Source organism: Streptomyces sp. CA-111067, from assembly GCF_050956065.1.
Lineage (GTDB): Bacteria > Actinomycetota > Actinomycetes > Streptomycetales > Streptomycetaceae > Actinacidiphila.
Map to the genome: position 1 here is coordinate 3954387 of NZ_CP192103.1, position 19188 is coordinate 3973574.

The following is a 19188-nucleotide window of genomic DNA, read 5'->3' on the forward strand; positions in this document are numbered from 1 at the left end:
CTCAGCCGACCAGCGGTTCCGCCGCCTCCGCCCTCATGGCATCGAGGAACGACCGCTCCAATACCACCCGCTCGGCTTCCGCCAGCACCTCGACCGTGCGCCGATCGAGGTGGGAGGCTCCGCGCGGGGACTCCGACGGGCACAACAGCCACAACCCGTGCGGGGTCTCACCGCCCCGGCGTGCGGTGTTCTGCAGGTCAACGAGAACCTCGCGACCGCCCGCCTCCCAGTACCGCGAGAGCAATCCGGCCGTGTGTACGAAGACGACGTCACTCTGCCGCTCTCGTGCTGTCTCCGCGAGACGCTCGCCGACCCGGGGCCACACCCGTGTGACGTAGGAACGCAAGCCCCCAGGCAGCTCGCCCGAGCGCGTGAACGTGGCGTCGGCGCCGAGCACCTTCGCCCAGTCCGTCCCGCGCTCACCCGCGAAGGCACGGAACTCCGAGAGGAACACCTGGGCGAGATTCACCGGCACCACTGGGAGGGCCCCGGACACCGCCTCCGCTGCGCCCGCGAGGTATTTGAGGTGCACATTCAAAGCCACGAACCCTCCGCGCGCGACAGCGCTCCGCAGCTTCGCCATAAGCAGCGCATCGGGGCTTCGCCCGGCCGCGGCCGCACCCATCGCAACGCCGCCCGCAGCGGTCAGGCTGCCCGTGGACACTCCGCTGCGCAGCTGGGTTCCGTTCACCGAGGGCGCGGGGGGACGGAAGCAGTGCGCGGCGGTGTCGTACTCCAGTTGGAAGTCCGCTTTCTTGAGCGCGTCCTCGACCGTGACGTGCGTCGGCGCGCCGAAGTCCAGTTCAGGAAAGCGGTAGCGAACCTTGGCCAGCAAGTCCTCGACCGTGATGCCCAAGTCACGCCGGACACCCGCCGGGGCTTGTGAGATGCGCAGTGCCCGGTCCAGGGCCAGGTCGCGCGGATACAACTCCAGCCTCGGCGATGCTGCCGCCCTCGTCGCAGCCGCGGCGGCCAGGGCGACAAGGCGGGTCTCGGCGAGCGGCGCCATGCCCTCGGGCGTGGGGACGGCGCGCAGGTCGCGTACGACCGAGGCCCGGCCGGGGAGGGGGTCAGACGCGGCCAACTCATCAGCCTTCGCACCCAGCTTGGTGGCGTAGTCAGCCAGGTCAGGGGCGCTGGGTGCGTCGGATCCCGGAAGGGATTCCAGAGCGACGAGCACCCGATCGCCGCGGCGAAGCACGGCTAATCGGGGCTGGTGTTCCTCGTCCCGCCCGTCGGGCAGGGCCTCGGCCTCCACGGCTGCGCGGACGACGGCCCGGGCCCTGGCCAGGGTCCGTACCGGCGTGTCGGAGCCGGCGCCGTGACGGACGCGCAGTTCGACGGCGAGTTCATGGACGGTCATCACGCGCCCGCCCGCGTCCAGGAGAGCGACGAGCTCGTTGCGTATGTGCTGCAACCACCCGGTCTCCGCCCACCCCTTGATGGCGGCAACGTGGTGTCGGGAAACGGTGGGCTGGGCGGCTCCCAGAGCGCCGGCGACGGCGACCTGGGTGGGCCAGGGTGCGAGTTTTCCGTCCCAGGGATCGGGTTCGGGACCGTCGCCCGGCAGGCCGAGGGTCGCGCGGAGCACCTCGGATTTGTTGGAGTTGGCACGGGCAGGCCCGGGTCGGAGTAACGCGGCGAGTTGGTCGATGGAGCCGCGGGCAGTTATCTGATCGAGGACTGTCTCACCGGTTCCGGAGGCGCCCAAGACCGTACTGACCGACGTGCTTGCAGCCTTGGGGGGCTTTCCGGACCCCGCCGTTCCCGCCGCGGGCTTGCTACGCAGCGCCATCGTCCACTGCTTGTGACGGCGCTTCAGCTCGTTGCGGATGAGCACACCCGCTCCTCGCGCCTGCGAGAAGCGGTGCGGTGGCAACGCCAGGAGTTCACCGACCTTGCTTGCGCCCAGGTCTGCGGCGACGGACACGGCGCGTGGGGATAATCCGGCGGCGACCAGCTCCGTCGTCGGCTCGGCGGCCAGCGCCGCGGCGTCGCGGATCTCCTGCAGGGTGGCGGCGTCAGCCGTGACCGTGGCGGGGGTGGTGGCGGGCGGGACGGCGTCGGCATGGGTGAACAGGTCGCGCCATGCCGCACCTATCTGCTTGAGGGAGTCGAAGCGGCGGGCGGTGTCACGGTGTAGGGCTCGAGCAAAGAACGCGGTGAGGCCTTCGCGCAGGCCGGGTTCGAAGAGGTCCTCTGCGAGCGCCGGGTGCTCGTCGCTGGTCGTGCGCGGGTCGCCGGTGCCGTCGCCCCAGACGGGACGCTCGCCGCTGGCCATTTCGTACAGTGTGACGGCTGCGGCATAGTGCTCGGCATAGTCGTCGTACTCGCGACGGTGTCCGTGGTCGAGGAACGGGTCCAGGTAGCCCCTGGTGCCTGCCTTCAGATCCCGATCGGGTACATCGGCCAGGGAGAAGTCGAAGAGCATCAGGTGCTCGCGGCCGTCCGCGCCGCGCTGGACACCGAGGTTGTCGGGTTTGATGTCCCGGTGGCGGACGCCCTTTGCAGTGAGCTCTTCCAGTGCCTTGAAGAGGTCCTCGCCGAAGCTCTCGAGGGCCTCGTAGCCGAGGCGGCCCTGGCCGCGCAGACGCTGGGCGAGGGACTGCTCGCCCGCGTACTCCAGCTCGAGAACGGTTCGCCGACCCAGGGTGCGTGGACCCTCGAGCAGTCGGACGATGCGGCCGCCGCCGACCTGCTTGAGTGCTATGGCCTCGGCATGGAGCCGGGAGTCCTTGTCGTCGTCCAGCGCAACCTTGAAAACACGTAAGTGTGGGAGAGGCGCTCCCGTCTCGGGATCGCTCTGCACAAGCAGGGCGCGAGCGGTGGCGCCGCTGCCCAGCACGCGGACCACGGTCCACTCGTCGTCGAGAGCCTGGCCGGGAGTTGCGCTCAGCGGATCCACCTCGGCAGCGGCGGCCTGCGAGTTGACGTCCTGCTCGGCTATGTCGAGCCGTCTGAGGAAGGCGTCGACGGATTCGAGACGATCCGCGGCGTCGGCACGCGTGGCCTGGTAGACGAGTTCGTCCAGGGAGGCGGCGATGCTGTCGCTGACCGCATAGGGATGCAGGCCACCGTCGGCTCCCAAACGGGCCATCAGCTCACTGCGGCGGTCGGCGGGAGCGGTGCTGGTGAGGATGAGGTAGGCGACCGCGCCCAGACCGAAGACGTCCAGTTCGACCGGGTCGGCGTACTCCTCGCCGTAACCCGGGGCGAGGTACGCCTCGGCAGCATCCTGAATATGCTCCTCGCCGAGGGGGCTGTTACCCAGCGATCTGAGCGAAGTGGCTTCGAAGTCCCGCGCAGCACTCTGCCAGTCGGTGATACGCAGCACGGGCTGCCCGCCGTCAGGGCGGGCGGTGACGTAGATCGAACGTGCGGACAGCGCACGGTGGTAGAGGCTACGGCGGTGGGCGTAGCGGAGGGCGTCTGCGAGTTGGCGCACCATGTTGCGGCGGGTCTCATCGCTGAACTGAGCGCCGTGTGCGGCGAGGTAGGCGTCCAACCTCAGGTCGTCGTGGCGGTGGCGGAACAAGATGGCGGGTCCGCCGTGGTGCTCGCGGAAGTCCACGGCCTGGGCTATGCCGGGGTGCGCGATGCCCTGCAGCACCTGGTACTCGCGCAGAGCAGCGCGCTCGGTGGAGCGGCGTGCCGTCTCGGTGGCCTGGAGTTCCACCAGGTAGACGCGAACTCGGCCCTCCTCGTGGAGCAGTCCCTGGCGCGTGGCGAGACGATCCTCCCAGGTATCGCCGGCGTCGAGGGGGCGTGATTCCAGTCGCCAGTCTCCGAAGTCGAGGTGCGCCGTGGAGGCTCGGACGCCAATCTTGCGCATCAGGTCGTCGAGGTGACGGACGAAGTCCGCGGTGACACGGGTGCCCTCACGTTGCGGAGGCTGGCCGAGCAGTCCCTCCCAGATCCCGGGCAGCCCGCTCGCAATACCGTCGCGCCCGTAGACCCGGACACGCTGGACCTCGTCAAGCTCGCTGACGAGGCCGGGGTCGGAGAGGAAGACGGCCGGCTCGACACGCGGGATCCGCAGGCGTGGGTAGAGCCGTTGTGCGGCCCATACGAGTTGGCCTTTGAGTTCCTTCGACTTCAGGTCGGTCAGGTGCAGCGGATTGGAGATGGTCCGTCGCTTGTCGCTGCCCTTGAACGACCAGGTGGCTCCGCTGTTCACGAGGTGTCCAGGGTGCGCCTTGAGCTCGACCAGGTAGAGGCCGCGCGGGACGGCGATGAACAGGTCACACTCGTTGACGCGACCCGAGGCGGCGGTGAAGGAGAAGGTGGCCCAGGCCCGATATGGCTCGGTCTGCGGCATGAGCCGCTTGATGTGGTCGAGCGCGTCCTGCTCCCAGGGGAACGGGGACGTGCGGGTCTGGTGCCAGCGCTGGATCCTGGGCGGGGCGGGCTTGGGTGCCGGCTTCGGTTGAGAGGATGCCGAACCGTTGACTGCCGCCACGGGTGTTCACCGCGCCTTCCATCATCTTGCCAGCTACGCCTGTGTCCGGCGCCGCATTACCAGCTACTTGGTGTGACTGCGAGCGAATCTGTCAGAGCGGACCATTCTGGCGTCGCTGGCCCATGACATCACGTCAATACCCTTGCTGTCAGGCGGAGTTGGCCTCCCACACCTGAGGTTTGGATCGGCGATGGCAACCCTCCTCCCCAGCGACGTACTCGCCGACAGACGCCGCTGTTCAGGCCCACGGCCGGAGGCATCGCACAGCGCTCTTCGAGAAGGGGAAGCCGTCTCGATTGCCGACGAGCCTTCCTGGTCGCCTCGTCATCCAAGAGCCCATGGGGTACCCGAGAAAGCCCGGGTAACCTTGGTCCCATAGTCATCGCGGCCCGACGGGCTTCCGCTCCACCCCGGTGGAGTCTCGAAGGACATGCCCCCACCCGCACGAGTCACTTCGTGCTGCCTGGGGGAAGTCCTTGCTGTTCCGCGCGTCAGCCAGGACGGTCGCTGTCATGGCGCTCGACGGCTCGCTCTTCCTGCACCTCACCGAGCAGTTCGTCCACATGCACGGATACCGTCCCGGAAACTCCGAGGTCCGCTCGTGGGAGCGCAGCATTCCCGCGCTGGCCTCGGCCCTCGGCGACGCCGGCCTCGGTGACGTCGAAGTGATGCTGGAGTACGCGCTGCCCCTCAACAGCAAGCGTGCTGACGCTGTACTCGCCGGCGTGCACCCGGTCAGCGGGGAGCCGTCCTACGTCGTTGTCGAGCTGAAGCAGTGGAGCCAGGCCGAGCCGCACGACGACGACCCCGTGCTCTGCCAGGTCGACGCCTACGCACAGCCGGTCCTCAACCCGATCGAGCAGGTGCGGCGCTACTGCGAGTACCTGGTCAACTTCAACGGCGCCCTCGCCGAGCACCCTGACCGCGTCAGCGGGGTGGCGTACCTCCACAACGCCACGGAGTTCGGCGTGAGCGGGCTGCGGGAGATCGAGACCGACGACCGGGGGCAGCTCTTCACCGCCGAGGGCAGGGGTGCGTTCCTCGACCACCTCCGTGCCAAGTTGAGCGACAGGCAGCCGGGAGCACGAGCGGCCGACGAGCTCCTGGCCGGCAAGGCGGCACCATCCAGGCAGCTGATGGCGCTGGCCGCGCAAGAGGTGCGGGAGCGCGAGCAGTTCGTCCTGCTCGACGAGCAGCAGGTCGCGTACCGGATAGTGCTGAACGCCGTCCGCAAGGCGAAACAGTCCGACTACAAGGAGGTCGTGGTCGTCACAGGCGGGCCCGGCACCGGCAAGAGCGTCATCGCGCTGTCCGTCCTCGGCGAGCTGTACCGGCAGGGCGTGCCGGCACTGCACGCCACCGGTTCCAAGTCGTTCACCCAGACCATGCGGAAGGTGGCGGGGGCCCGCAAGCGCGAGGTGCAGGACCTCTTCAAGTTCTTCAACGGCTTCATGACGTCTGAGAAGAACTCCCTCGACGTGCTGATCTGCGACGAGGCACACCGTATCCGGGAGACCTCGGCCAACCGCTTCACCTCCGCGACCCACCGGACGGGCCGGCCGCAGATAGACGAGCTGATCGACGTGGCCCGGGTCCCGGTCTTCCTCCTGGACGAGCATCAGGTGGTGCGCCCCGGCGAGATGGGGACGGTGGCCGAGATCAAGGCTGCCGCCACCCGCAAGGGCGTCGAGTGCGCGGTCGTACGGCTGGAGAGCCAGTACCGCTGCGGGGGCAGTGACGCCTACCTGCGGTGGGTCGTGCGCCTCCTCGGCCTGGAGCCGGGAGGCCCGGTCCCGTGGGAGCCCGACGACCGCATGCAGCTCCGCGTGGCCGAGAACCCGGAGGAGATGGAGGCGTTCCTCCAAGCTCGGCGCAGCGAGCACTACGGCGCCCGCATGACCGCGGGCTATTGCTGGCCCTGGTCGGAGGCGAAACCCGGCCAGCCGCTGCCGGCGGACGTCGTGATCGGCGAATGGGCGCGCCCGTGGAACCTGCGTGGCGAGCGTGCCATCTCCGGGGCGCCCCCGTCCGCCCTGTGGGCCACCGACCCGGCCGGCTTCGGACAGATCGGCTGCGTCTACACCGCGCAGGGCTTCGAGTACGACTGGTCCGGTGTCATCCTCGGCCCCGACTTCGTCTGGCGCGGAGACCGCTGGGTCACCGACCGCACGAAGTCCAAGGACCCGGCGTTCAAGAAGGCCGCGTCCGACGCCGACGTGGACCGCCTGATCCGCAACACCTACAAGGTCCTGCTGACCCGCGGCATGGTCGGCACGGTGGTGTACTCGACGGATCCGGAGAGCCAGGCAAGGCTGCGCGAGCTGGTGGACGCGCGCCGGAGCGTTGTGCGGGCCTGATCACTGGTGATGCGCGGTGCGGCGGGGCGGGGGCCTCGCCAGCCTGCAACGCGCTCCCCCGTGACCGAGGTCAACTGGCGGGCTCCGTCGCGCCGATCAGGCGGACGCCCCCTGGCCGGCCATGAGTCGCTGGACCGCGGCCAGGATCACGTCCACCGCGTCGGGTTCGGCGGCGACGTCGGTCAACGGGACGGACAGCCAACCCCTGTAGCTCCTCTCCTTCTGCACCTCCCGTCCCTTTGCCAGAAGAGGCGACGCCGGAAGAGAAGACGCGAACGCGGCAGCGGTCTCGACACCGAGATGGTGGGTGATCGATCCGAAGCTGAAGGAGATCTCCTCCTTGGCAGGGCTGTCGTACAGGGAAATCGTCCAGACCGGAACCTGCCGTCCCGAGACGGTGTAATAGACCGACATACTCGGGTACTTGCCGGTGCCGCCCAGCAACCGTCCGTTGGCCGAGGCGTGGTCGAGCAGCGCGGTCACGATCCGCCCGTGCTCCGGTGAGAGCCGGGTCCGTATCACGGTGTCCATGTCGGCCCTGGTGGTCCGCTGTGCGGTGCGACGGGCGCTGGGGGACTTGGCAGCGGTGGCGACCTCACCATGGACGCGCGGGACGAGGACACGAAGGTCCCTGCTGCCCCGGTACTGGGTCAGCTCTACGGCATAGACGTCCGTGTGCCGCATCTGCCGATTCAGGAACTCGACGATCGCCCTCAGCTCCAGCGGAATCCGATCCGCCACGAACAGCAGCCGCATCTGCCCGGCGGACAGGCGTTCCTCGACCTCCGTCCAGAACTCCTCCGGGGAGCGGTCGCCGATCAGTTCGCCGTACGCCTCCTCGATCGATCGGCCGTCCTCAAGGCAGGTCGCCTCGAAGGAGCGCTGGAGCAGCGTCCCGGGCCAATAACGCGACCCGTTGGCGGCGTAGTCGAGCATCTGTCCCACCACCTCCCGCCGGATGCGCGTATCGGTCGCCCGCTTGACCTCCACCAGCGTCGGCACTCCGTCGGCATCGACGAACAGATGGTCCAACGAGTACACGGAACCACCCTCCGCGCTCGTCGGCACACCCATCTCCCGCGCCACCAGCACCAGTCTGAGCGGGCGGCCGTCGGCCAGACTGCCGAAGTCCAGCACTCGCGGGTGACGGGCAAGCAGTTCCTGGAACTCCGCCTCGGTCTCGAACTCGGCCGGCTCCAGTGCCTGCAGTTCCTCTCCCAGGACGAATACCGGCTGATCAGCCATTCGCTCCCCCACTTACCCCGAACTTCCCACCGTGCTCAACGAGCATTTCCACCTGGAATGACAACGGAAATCTTCATCAACGCCGAGAGCACGCGCGCGGCAGTCGCCCAGCGGCAGCCGGACCACGCTACACAACTCCTGCCAATGAGCGGCCGACAGCGGGGAAGAGCAGAGGAGCCATACTCGGCCATGGCTCTGACAGGCCGCCTTCGTGAGGGACCACCGCCGAGAAACGTCACCCGCCGCAGGGTGGCCTGCCGTAGCCTTCGGCACGGACACCAGCGACGTCGGGCTGCTGTGCGTCCCCTGGGGGAGGAGATCACATGCAAGACCCTTCGGACTCGATGGAATCGGCTGACCTTGGGGAAAGGGGTCAGAGCGAGACCATCGACTCCCGTGTAGAGGAATCTGCGACACCCCACCCGGGTGACGACTCGGCGGAGGCGTCGACGACGCTGGTGGAGGTGCGGCCCGGGGTTGCCGTCGCCCTCGGGGAAGTCTCCGCAGAGCTCGTCGCGGAGCTGAAACTCGATCCGGTCGATGTTGGGCTCCTGTCGGACGACGACCGTTCGCGCATCGCCGCAACCCTCGCCTCGATCGGCAACACGGCGGCCGTTGGCGGCAATATCGCGAACGCATTCGCCAGTGTGGAGGGTGTCTACCGGCTCAGCGACGCCACGCGGGCGTATCTGAGCGCCGGAGGAGCACTCGCGGTCAAGGACGGTGCGAATCTCGGAGGGGTGTTCGTCAACGGCCGGGTCGTTCATCAGGCCCGGCTGATCCCCGTGACCGCGGTCAGCGCGGCAGAGTTCGCGGTCGCGATCGGGCCGGCCCTGGCCATGGTCGCGCTCCAGATGATGCTGAGCCAGGTCGCGGGCCTTGTCAGAACCAACATCGCACTGACAGGCGAGGTCCTCAAGACGATGCGCCTCGGCAAGTGGGCCGAGCTGTCGGCGCTGGTCGACACCATCGATCGCGCGGTCGGCCGCGCGCAGGAACTCGGGTCGGTCGCGACGACCGAGTGGGAGAAGGTCGCGGCCAAAGAGGACGCCCTGCGTACGCAGCGCGAGACGTACCGGCTGAACGTCGGCGAGCACGTCCGGCAGCTCGGTCTGCTCGACACGGCCGCCCGACGTCAGTATCTCGAGACGAACGCCACCGCGGTCATCTTCGACGCCTACGCCCTCCTGTCCTCGCTCATGGCATGGACCGGTTACCAGACGCTCCACGCCTCGCGTGCGCGAGCCGCCGGACGTGAAGAGGCCGACGAGGCACGGCTCGTCGAGATCATCGAGCGCGAGACCGGCGAGGAGATCAGCACCGCCCTGGCCGAGACGACTGGGCTCGTCAACGCGCTCGCGCGGGAGCTGCGGATCATCGCCGAGCTGCCCGGACGCGCGACAGTGCCGTTGTTGGGGAAGCGAAAGGACGCGAAGAAGGCCCGGCTCACCAGCGCCCAACTTCTGGAAGCTATCCAGCCTCTGGCCGACGCCCTCCGTCCGCCGGCTCCGCCACTCGAAGCCCCCGAAGTCCTATGCGCGCCCAAGGCCCTGGACTCGGAACGGTATCTGCGCATCCTGCGATGGTTCCTGGAGGACGGTGAGACCCTCCGCGTCCTCGGGCTTGACGCCCCCGCCCGCATCGGTGCGCTCCTCGACGGAGCGAAGGGGAAGGTGGCGCCGGCGATGGACAAAGCGGCGGCAAGGAACCTCGTTGCCGTCACGGACCGCCGCATCATCACGGCCAGGACTCATGCCTTTCTCGGGCAGGGTGAAATCGGTCAGGACATCCCGGTCGACCGGGTGCGCTACGTTCGGGCCCCGGCCGCACGGGACGGAAGCGGGCGCACGGTGATCGACCTCATCACGTCCGACGACAACATCCGGTGGACATTCGACTCCGACGTCGACGACGCACAGGTGGTCGCGCTCGCGGCCGTGCTGGCCGAGTCGATGAACATCCCGGACGAGGAACGCGCCCTGCTCCGGCAACCGCGCCACGCCTTGCTGGGGGCGGGATCAGAGGACGGGAGTACCGGTTCGATGTCTGTGGAACAACATGGGTCCGAGGCTCCCGTGAACGATGCAGGATAGGGATCGGTGAGGGGGCTGGGTTCTCTGGGAGATGATCATGAAAAAACCGCCTCCCGCGACCCGCTCAGACCAACGCCCACCCAACTCCTGACCTGCTGTTTCCCGAACCTCGCAGGTCAGCGCAACACTCCGACTGCCTTCGGGGTGAAGCGGCCGCGGGTTCAAATCTCCCGGTCAGGAGGCGCGTCTGCCTGCCGGTGCCCGGTGGTGGGTCAATTGGTGTGGGTCAGGAGCGCGTTGATGATCGTGGGCCAGAGTGCCCGGGGGCGGTCGTGGCCCATGTCGGGGATCAGCAGGAGTTCGGAGGCGGGGATCAGGTCCGCGGTGCGCTTTCCGCCGCTGGGGGCGATCAGGGTGTCGTCGAGGCCGTGGATCACCAGGGTCGGGACGCGCAGGTCGCGCAGTGCGTCCGCGCGTGATCCGCTGAGGATCATCGCGCCGAGCTGCCGGGCGATACCGGCGGGGTGGTAGGCGCGGTCGTAGCCGGCGGCGGCCGACTCGCGTAGCGCCGTCGCGTCGCCGTATCGTTTCGAGGCCCACACCAGTTCGTTCTCGGCCGCCGCGACGTACCCCTCGCGGTCCGCGGGTCTCGGGCTGAAGAGGACGGCCTGCGCCTCCGGGCTGGGGTGGCCGTACTCCGGCTCGCCCGTCGAGGACATCATCGACGTCAAGGTCAGCACCCGCTCGGGGGACGAGACGGCCATCGTCTGCGCGATCATTCCGCCCATCGAGGCGCCGACCACGTGCGCGCGTTCGATGCCCAGCGCGGTGAGCAGCCCGAAGCCGTCGGCGGCCATGTCGAGGAGCCGGTAGGGAATCATCGCGAGGGCGGCGGGGATGTCGCCCGAGCTGACGGCGGCGATGAACTCCCCGATGTCGACGGGGCGATCGTCGAACCTGGTGGACAGCCCGCAGTCGCGGTTGTCGTACCGGATCACGTAGCGTCCGCGTTCTGCCAGCAGCCGGCAGAAGTCCTCGTGCCAGGCGAGCATCTGCGCTCCGTAGCCCATCACGAGCAGGACGGGAGGATCTCCCGCGTCGCCGAAGGTCTCATACGCGAGGGAAACCCCGGGAGACACCTCGACGATCGGCATACCCGGACCCTGCCACGGCCACCCACGAAGCGCACCCGGATATCCCGAGCGCGCAGCCCAGCGGGCAGGGCACCGCGCAGCAGCGAGCACGGCGCCCCGCCCCGGCGAGCAGGGCGCCCCGCCACCGCGGGCCGGGCCCCGCGCCACCGCGAGCACGTGGCCATCGGCCATCGACCAGCGGCCAGCGACCGACGCCTGAATCCACGATGCGTGCGACCCCGAGGTGATCGACAATCTCTCCCATGGAACCGACCGAAGCCGCGCACGCCGTCGTCAAGGAACTGCACCCCGACGCCAGGGCCGCCTTCCTCTGCGGCAGCGTCATCACCGACCGCCGCACGGCGACATCCGACCTCGACGTCGTCATCCTGCTGGACGGCGAGCCGGCACCGTACCGGTTGAGCGTCCACCGGCACGGCTGGCCGGTCGAGATCTTCGTGCACACCGAGGCGTCCTGGCACGCCTTCATCGAACGGGAAGTGCCCACGCGCAGCTCCCCGCTCATGTGGATGTGCGCCGGCGGCACCCTGCTCTTCGACACCGGCGGCGTGGGCGCGCGCATCAAGGCCCGCGCCGAGTCGCTGGTTGCGGCCGGGCCCCCGCCGACGCCCGTCGAGGAGATCGAGAGCCGCCGCTACGCGCTCACCGACCTCCTCGACGACCTCGCCGGCTGCACCGATCCCGGCGAACTCCTCTTCATCTGCGCCGACATCGCCAACCGCACCGCCGAACTCGCCCTCGCCGTCCACAATTCCTGGAACGGCGGCGGCAAATGGCTCGCCCGCCGCCTCGACGAGGACGAAGCAGCCCCCGGCCTGAGCACGCGCCTGCACGACACCGTCCGACAGGCCCTCGAAGGCCGGACGGCGCCGCTGGCCGCGGCTGTTGACGAGGTGCTGGACCAGGCAGGAGGCCGGCTCTGGGCCGGCTACCGGCGTAGCGGCACCCCCTAGGCAGCGGAACGCCCGCCCGCGCCTCGCACCACGTCCGTGCGCCGCTTCCGGCAGCACGGGCCGGAGCCGCCGGGCACCTCAGCTGCGTGCTCGTCGCGAGAGGGAGGATGGGGTGGTGATCCGCCACGACGCCGAGATACAGGCCCTGTACCGCCGCTACTGCCTCCCCGCGCGGCGCTATCTGAAGCTCGGCGGAGCGGTACTGCGCATGCCGCGCGAGGAGTACGAGCCGTTCGTCCACGCCCTGGCCGCTGATGCGGACGCTGTCTCCGACGCCGAGCTCACCACCCTCCTCGAAGGCAGCTGGCGCGAACGGCGCACCGCGGCCTGGCTCGCCGCCGTCTCGCGCCGGGACCACTTCCGCGAGCGTCTCGGAACGCTGCTGCTGGAGAGCGAGGTCTGCTACGCCGGCGGGGCCTACTGCGCGGCGCTGGCGAGCTTCGGCACCGCGCGGGACGCCGACCTGCTCGCCACCTACCTCGACCGCTACCTGCGCCGACCCGACCTCGCCTACGACCAGCCGACGGCCATGGGCGCCCTGGCCTACACCGGCTCCGTCCTGCACGACGACCGGGCCGGCCGCTTCCTCCAGGACGGCGGCCTGTGGCGGCAGTGGTTCCAGGACGCACCCCACATGCACGGCGACGACGGCATCTCCGGCTACCTGAGCGGCATCCGCCTGGCCTGCGCCGTCATCGACGAATGCGCCGGCACCTGACCCCGTCCCGCTCCAGGAGGTCCGCCTCTCACGGCGTTCCGCGGGGACCGCGGGAGGCTCGACTGCCGGGCCCCCGGCGCCCGTTGGGGACGGACGCATAGGGTGGGGGAATGGGGTGGGGGGAGTCAGTGTGATCGGTGAGCCGGAGATGGGTGACGGGGAAGGCGAGGAAGGCGGGGAAGCGTCGGGGGAATTGCTCGACGGTTCCGGGGAGCCCGGTGGCGCGAGGACGGCGGCGGTGCGCAAACCGCGGCCGTGGGTTTGGGGCGTCGGCGGGGTCGTGATGGCTTCGGCGGTGTGGGGGGCGGTGCTGCACGGGAGCGGGGGGTCGGGGCCGGACCTGCACGGGTATCACGTGGACGGCAACCCGTGCAGCGGTGAGGCTCTCGATCCGCTCAAGAAGGCCACGGGCGCACGGGACTTCACCGCGTTCAACGGCACCGTGAGCAAGGGGCCCGCGATGGACAAGCTGTCCTGCTTCCTCGCCAGCTCGCCGCCGGCCCGCCAGGGATGGGCGACCACCTACTCCATCAGCGTCAGCGTGGAGCTGCACAAGAAGACCGACCCCCGTGCCGAGTTCGAGGACACCCGTCACGCCCAGGTCTCCACCCTCCCCGGCTACAACACGAGCGGTAGCTTCTCGGTCGCCGTCACCGACAACGGTTACACCTCCGCGGCCGACGTGCATCCCGTCACCGGTATCGGCGACGCCGGATACCTGCTGACGCCCCACTCGTCCCAGGAGCAGACCCTGGAAGTCCTCCACGGCGGCGCCGTCCTCACCCTCCAGGTCAGCGGCTCCACGCAATGGAACAGCCTCGACGGATCCGACACGGGCCCCGGCGAGGAGCCGGCCGATCCCGACCTCGGCCACCTCCGCCCCGCCATGATCACGGCCATGCACCACCTGATGACGTCCCTGTCCTCCTGACCCGGCGGAAACCAGCACTTCGCGACGCCGTTCCAGCGGGAACTCACCCCGCCCCGGTACGACTCGGGCACCACCGGCGATCACGCGCCGCGGACGACGAACATCGGCAGCTCCCCGTCGAGCACAGCCCCCCGGGGCAGCCGCAGGCCGAAGTGCTCGCCGATCGTCAGCACGCTCAGCCGGCGGACACGCTCGGCTTCGGCCTCGGCCTCGGCTTCGGCCGCACGCAGTTCGGGTCGCGCCGGCAGGACATCCGCCTCGGTGAGCGCCGGGGCCAGCAGATCAGGGCGCTCCCCCCACCGTTGCCCCTCCTCGCCGATGCCGAACGAGCAAATGGCGTCGCCGTCACGGAAGTAGCTGAACACCGACGGCGGATGCCACGGCGTCAGGAGGAAGTTGACCGCCTCGGCCGCCCCCGCCGAGGCGGCCCGCAGGCCGGAACCGGTCGAGCCGACGGCGTCGCCGTACTCAACCGCGAAGGCCCACTCCCCCGCACGACCCACCCTGGCAACCGTCGACGCCGCCCCGCCACCGAGCAACCCCGCCGCGTCTTCCGCGGACCCCGAACGCGCCTCCTGCCCCGGGCGGGCGCCCAGTCGAGCGGCAAGCTCCGCCGGCTCGACACCCCGCGCGAAGGTCACGCAGTCAACGAGATACGGCTCCAGAATCCACCCGATGCCCTCAGCCACACTTCCCCCTCACGCGTCTCGCGCATCCTCCCCCAAACCCCTGACAACGGCAGGCCACATGGGCCCGCCGTCTGATCTGACGGCGTGCTCCGGGGGGGTTACGCGAACGGGTTCGCAGGACCGTCATGTGGCTGCAACGTAGCAACGTTGACCTTCTGGGCGGGGGGCTGCCAGCATCGAGGGGGAGCGAGGTGGGGCGATGCGGGAGTGTTCGGGCTGGTCGGAGAAATCGCCGTAGCAGCGGGTGTCACCGCGCGCGGTGACCTCGTACACGCTGGGGGAAGGTCCGATGGCCGTCGCCGTGGAACGGAACGCCGGGCAGGTGCCGCCGCCGCTGGTTGCCGTGCCTGTCCCGGGAGTTGAGCCAGGAGCGTGGGCCGCGGAGGGGGGCGGGGCCGGGGCCGTGCTGCGGGCCGTGTTGGGGCGCGGGCCGGTGGGGAGGACGGAGCTGGGGCGGCTGACCGGGCTCAGTCCGGCGGCCGTATCGCGGCACACCGCCGCCCTCGCCGATCTCGGGATGCTGCGCCAACTGCCGCCGCCCGCACGGCCGCCGCGGGCCGGGCGTCCGCAACTGCCGGTCGACATCGACACCGCCCACCATGTCGCGCTAGGCGTGCACATCGGGGTGCCGTGGGTCACCTTTGCGCTGGTCGACCTGCGCGGCTGGGTCATCACCGAGCGCCGCTACCCGCGCGAGGGCGACGCCGCGGAGGTGTTGGCCGGCATCCGGCGGCGGCTGCCGGAGTTCACCGCCCGTTACACCGGGGGCCGTTCGCCGCTGGGACTCGGCGTGGTCACCGGCGGCTGGGTGGATCCGGAGAGCGGCACCGTCATCGAGCACGCCCCGCTGGGCTGGCATGACGTGCCCGTGCGGGAAGAGCTCAGCGGCGCGGCGGGCGCCGGCGTACGGCTGCCCGTGCACGTCGACAGCCACGCCCGCGCGCTGGCCCGCGCCGAGTTGCTGTTCGGGGCCGGGCGCGAACACTCCGAACTGGTGCACCTGTTCGTCGGCAACGTCGTCGACGCGGCCATCGCCACCGGCGGCACCGTGCTGCGCGGCCACCGTTCGGGCGCCGGCGACATGGCGCACATGCCGCTGAACGGGGCTACCGAGCTGTGCGGGTGCGGGCGGCGCGGCTGCTTCCAGGCGGCCGTCTCGGAACGCCGGCTGGCCGAGCGCGCGCACGCCGAACACCTCATCCCCGCACCGGACTTCACGCTGCTGCTGGTCGCCGCCATGGAGGGCCGCGCCCGCGCGCTCGATCTGCTGCGCGAACGTCTGCGGCTCGTCGCGCAGGCGACCGCGCTGCTGCTCGACATGATCAACCCGTCCGTGCTGGTGCTGACCGAGGCCGCGGTGATCCATCTGCCGCAGCTGCTACCGGAGTTCCACCGGGAGGTGGCCGCCCTTTCCCACCTGTGCGAGGACCCGGCCCGGGTCGTCGTCCCAACGAGCTTCGGCCGCCGGGTACTTGCGGTGGCGGCGGGCGCGACGGTGCTCGACGCCGTGTACCGGCAGCCGATGGAGCTGCGTACGGTCCGGCGGGACGGCACGCGGGGCGGCGGTGTGCGGGACGGCGCACGAGACGGCCTGCGGGACGCCGTACGGGACGGTCACCGCGACCGCGGCAAGGGTCGGGACCGGCGCCCGGACCGTGACGGGCGGGCCGCCGGATGAGGCCCGCCGGGATTACTTCCAGCCCGTCGCAAATGATTGCCGCAGGTCCGGCCGCACCCCAGAATCAACGTATGGACGCACGAGGGAAGGCCACCGTGGCCGCCGCCGCAGGTCGGCAGGCGGTCAACGCCTTTCGCCTCCACCATTTCGCCGGGCTCGGCTGTCGCCGCCCCGCGCATTCCTGACGCCCGTCCGGCGCCGGGCCGCTGACGTCCGCACCACACCGACGTCCAGCGCTTCGCGAAGCACTTCCCCAGGCGCTTTCCGAACGAACCACGTCCTGACCGTACGCACCCGGGTCACCGCTCGCACGGCCGCGCCGCGGCCCGCACCCAGCCGCGCCGGCGCACACCCCCGTACGACGTCCGGACGCGTCACCGCCCGCCCCGCCTTCCGCCCCTCCGTCACCGGGAGACCGAGCCATGCCTTCTGCCGACCGCCGCCAGCTGCACTTCAACCTGTTCCTGCTGGGCGTGGGCCACCACGAGGCCGCCTGGCGCCACCCGGCGACCGACCCGGCTGACCTCGCGGACATCGGCCACTTCCAGCGGCTCGCCCGCACCGCCGAGGCCGCCGCCTTCGACTCCGTCTTCCTCGCCGACGGCGTCGAGGCCAGGGCCGACACCGCGCACAGCCTGGCCAGCCACTTCGAACCGTTCACGCTGCTCGCCGCGCTGGCCACCGCGACCAGCCGCATCGGCCTGATCGGGACGGTGTCGACGGGCTTCTCCGAGCCGTACAACCTGGCCCGGCAGTTCGCCTCGCTCGACCACATCTCGCACGGCCGGGCGGGCTGGAACATCGTCACCTCCGCCACCGACCGGGCCGCGCAGAACTTCAACCGCACGGCCAACCAGGAGCACGCGACGCGCTACGAGCGGGCGGACGAGTTCCTGCGGGTGGCCACCGCGCTGTGGGACAGCTGGCAGGACGGCGCGCTGCGGCTGGACCGGGTGAGCGGCGCCTTCGCCGACCCGGACAAGGTGCGGGAGATCAACCACGTCGGCAAGCACTTCCAGGTGCGCGGGCCACTGAACATCCCGCGCGGCCCGCAGGGGCACCCGCTGCTGGTGCAGGCCGGATCCTCGCAGGACGGCCGGGGGTTCGCCGCCCGCTGGGCGGAGGCGGTCTTCACCGCGCAGCAGACCCTCGCCGAGGGGCAGGAGTTCTACGCCGACCTCAAGCGGCGGGCGGCGGCGCTCGGCCGCGATCCGGAGCAGGTCAAGATCCTGCCGGGCATCGTGCCGGTGCTCGGCTCGACCGAGGCCGAAGCGCGGGCGCTGGACCGGGAGTTGGACGAGCTGATCATCCCGCACCGGGCCATCGGCGTGCTGTCCTCGCTGCTCGGCGTGGACCTCTCCGACCATCCGCTGGACGCGCCGCTGCCCCCGCTGCCGCCGGTCACCGCGATCAACGGCGCCAAGAGCCGCTTCGAGTTGATCCGCGACCTGGCCGAACGCGACCGGCTCACGCTGCGGCAACTGGTCGGACGGCTCGGGGGCGGGCGCGGCCACCAGGTCGTGGTGGGCACGCCCGAACAGGTCGCGGACCACATCGAGGAGTGGTTCGGGCAGGGCGCCGCCGACGGGTTCAACGTGATGCCGCCCGTACTGCCCGCGGGACTTGAGGTGTTCACCGAGCAGGTGGTGCCGATCCTGCGGCGGCGCGGGCTGTTCCGCGCCGAGTACAGCGGGAGCACGCTGCGCGAGCACTACGGGCTCGCGCGGCCGGAGGCCCGGGTGCCCGAGGCAGCGCTCTCCCAGGCCACCGCCCCCGCCGAGGTGGCGAGTTGAGCCCGCTCCCCGTCATCTCCCGGCGCCGGTTCGCCGGTTCACTCGCCGCGCTCGGCGCCGCCGCCGGCCTCGGCGCCACCGCGGCCTGCGGCGGTCCGGCCCGGGCGGCCTCCGGCGGCCAGAGCAAGGTGATCCGCTACCAGGGCAGCGTCGGCACCGTCCTGCCACTGGAGTTGGCGTCCTCGCTCGGCTACCTCGGCGACGTGCGGCTCGACTGGATCGGCAACAGCATCAGCGGCCCGCAGGACATCCAGGCCACCGTCACCGGCGACACCGACATCGGCGGCGCGTTCAACGGCGCCATCATCCGGCTCATCGCGGCGGGCGCCCCGATCACGTCCCTGTACGGCTACTACGGCATCGACTCCACCATCTGGAGCGGCTTCTACGTCCGCGAGAAGAGCGAGATCCGCTCGGTCAGAGACCTGCCCGGCAAGACCATCGGCGCCAACACCATCGGCGGGCAGACCGAGGACGTACTCAAACTCAAGCTCAAGCAGGCCGGACTGGACGAGGACGCCGCCCAGTTGGTGGTCGTCCCGCCGGTCAGCGCCGAATCGTCTCTGCGCTCCGGGCAGTTGGACGTCGCCGTGCTCGGCGGTCCACTGCGCGACCTCGCGCTGTCGCGCGGCGGCATCCGGCCGGTCTTCACCGACTACGGGCTGCTCGGCACGTTCACCTGCGGCTGCGACGTGATGCGCGACAAGTTCATCCGCGACAACCCCGACACCGTACGGACCGTGGTCGCGGGCACCGCGAAGGCCGTCGCGTGGAGCCAGACGCAGCCGCGGGCCCGGGTGGTCGAGCAGTTCGCCCGGATCATCAAGGCCCGCAGACGCCAGGAGGACGACTCCCAGCTGAAGTTCTGGCACGGCTACGGCATCGCGGAGCGCGGCGCGGTCATCGCGGAACGCGAGTTCACCGTCTGGCTCGACCGGCTGGTCGACACCGGCATCGTCGGCCGCCACCAGCTCAGCGTCTCGCAGCTCTACACCAACCGGTTCAATCCGTACGCCTCCCGAGGAGCGACGTGAGCAGCGGCATAGTCTTCGAACAGGTCAGCAAGAGCTTTCCGGCGAGGGAGGAGCGCGGCAGCCGGTCGGGGCGGACGGGGCGGGGTGCGCGCAAAAGTGGCTCCGCGGGCGGCAGCGGACCGGCAGGCGCGAACGGGCCCACGA

Annotated in this window: 12 protein-coding genes; 8 read left to right on the top strand and 4 right to left on the bottom strand. The window is 70.4% G+C overall.

Annotated elements, in window-relative coordinates; genetic code table 11:
- Position 1: 1 nt before the first annotated feature.
- Complete coding sequence (gene pglW / locus ACQPW6_RS17130; protein WP_433890502.1) at positions 2–4459, bottom strand: BREX system serine/threonine kinase PglW; 4458 nt, start codon at positions 4457–4459, stop codon at positions 2–4.
- Between the two features lie 476 nt (positions 4460–4935).
- Between pglW and ACQPW6_RS17135 the strand changes: the two genes are divergently transcribed.
- Positions 4936–6816 carry a DNA/RNA helicase domain-containing protein gene (locus ACQPW6_RS17135; protein ID WP_433890503.1) on the top strand — a complete coding sequence of 627 codons (1881 nt, stop codon included), beginning with the start codon at positions 4936–4938 and terminating at the stop codon, positions 6814–6816.
- 96 nt (positions 6817–6912) lie between these two features.
- On the opposite strand, the gene ACQPW6_RS17140 is transcribed toward ACQPW6_RS17135, so the two are convergent.
- The gene (locus tag ACQPW6_RS17140) at positions 6913–8061 is read right to left on the bottom strand and encodes a hypothetical protein (protein ID WP_433890504.1); all 1149 of its coding nucleotides are present in this window, start codon (positions 8059–8061) and stop codon (positions 6913–6915) included.
- 323 nt (positions 8062–8384) lie between these two features.
- Between ACQPW6_RS17140 and ACQPW6_RS17145 the strand changes: the two genes are divergently transcribed.
- On the top strand, positions 8385–10154 hold the full coding sequence (locus ACQPW6_RS17145; RefSeq protein ID WP_433890505.1) for a hypothetical protein: 1770 nt from the start codon (positions 8385–8387) through the stop codon (positions 10152–10154).
- Between the two features lie 212 nt (positions 10155–10366).
- Here the strand turns inward: ACQPW6_RS17145 and ACQPW6_RS17150 are convergent, their stop codons facing one another.
- Entirely contained in the window at positions 10367–11248 is an 882-nt protein-coding gene (locus tag ACQPW6_RS17150; protein WP_433890506.1) for an alpha/beta fold hydrolase, read from the bottom strand.
- 242 nt (positions 11249–11490) lie between these two features.
- Between ACQPW6_RS17150 and ACQPW6_RS17155 the strand changes: the two genes are divergently transcribed.
- The 3 genes from ACQPW6_RS17155 (at position 11491) to ACQPW6_RS17165 (ending at position 13850) form a co-directional block, all read left to right on the top strand.
- Positions 11491–12201, top strand: coding sequence for a nucleotidyltransferase domain-containing protein (locus ACQPW6_RS17155; RefSeq protein WP_433890507.1), 711 nt, complete (start codon positions 11491–11493; stop codon positions 12199–12201).
- Between the two features lie 115 nt (positions 12202–12316).
- Positions 12317–12919, top strand: coding sequence for a DUF6000 family protein (locus ACQPW6_RS17160; protein ID WP_433890508.1), 603 nt, complete (start codon positions 12317–12319; stop codon positions 12917–12919).
- Positions 12920–13202: 283 nt separating this feature from the next.
- Positions 13203–13850: a hypothetical protein gene (locus ACQPW6_RS17165; RefSeq protein ID WP_433890509.1), complete on the top strand. Its 648-nt coding sequence runs from the start codon at positions 13203–13205 to the stop codon at positions 13848–13850.
- A gap of 80 nt (positions 13851–13930) precedes the next feature.
- Here the strand turns inward: ACQPW6_RS17165 and ACQPW6_RS17170 are convergent, their stop codons facing one another.
- A complete protein-coding gene (locus ACQPW6_RS17170; protein WP_433890510.1) occupies positions 13931–14539 on the bottom strand; it encodes a DUF6461 domain-containing protein in 609 nt (202 codons plus the stop codon).
- Positions 14540–14828: 289 nt separating this feature from the next.
- Here ACQPW6_RS17170 and ACQPW6_RS17175 point away from each other — a divergent pair, with 289 nt between their 5' ends.
- The 3 genes from ACQPW6_RS17175 (at position 14829) to ACQPW6_RS17185 (ending at position 19044) form a co-directional block, all read left to right on the top strand.
- Positions 14829–16217, top strand: coding sequence for an ROK family protein (locus ACQPW6_RS17175; RefSeq protein ID WP_433890511.1), 1389 nt, complete (start codon positions 14829–14831; stop codon positions 16215–16217).
- Positions 16218–16639: 422 nt separating this feature from the next.
- Entirely contained in the window at positions 16640–18010 is a 1371-nt protein-coding gene (locus ACQPW6_RS17180; protein ID WP_433890512.1) for an LLM class flavin-dependent oxidoreductase, read from the top strand.
- Complete coding sequence (locus ACQPW6_RS17185) at positions 18007–19044, top strand: ABC transporter substrate-binding protein (protein ID WP_433890513.1); 1038 nt, start codon at positions 18007–18009, stop codon at positions 19042–19044. Before ACQPW6_RS17180 ends, ACQPW6_RS17185 begins: the two co-directional genes overlap by 4 nt.
- Positions 19045–19188: the final 144 nt, after the last annotated feature.

Coding starts and splice junctions, on each gene's coding strand:
- ACQPW6_RS17140 (WP_433890504.1), bottom strand. CDS start 8,061: ATGGCTGATCAGCCGGTATTCGTCCTGGGAGAGGAACTGCAGGCACTG.
- ACQPW6_RS17145 (WP_433890505.1), top strand. CDS start 8,385: ATGCAAGACCCTTCGGACTCGATGGAATCGGCTGACCTTGGGGAAAGG.
- ACQPW6_RS17150 (WP_433890506.1), bottom strand. CDS start 11,248: ATGCCGATCGTCGAGGTGTCTCCCGGGGTTTCCCTCGCGTATGAGACC.
- ACQPW6_RS17155 (WP_433890507.1), top strand. CDS start 11,491: ATGGAACCGACCGAAGCCGCGCACGCCGTCGTCAAGGAACTGCACCCC.
- ACQPW6_RS17165 (WP_433890509.1), top strand. CDS start 13,203: ATGGCTTCGGCGGTGTGGGGGGCGGTGCTGCACGGGAGCGGGGGGTCG.
- ACQPW6_RS17175 (WP_433890511.1), top strand. CDS start 14,829: ATGGCCGTCGCCGTGGAACGGAACGCCGGGCAGGTGCCGCCGCCGCTG.
- ACQPW6_RS17180 (WP_433890512.1), top strand. CDS start 16,640: ATGCCTTCTGCCGACCGCCGCCAGCTGCACTTCAACCTGTTCCTGCTG.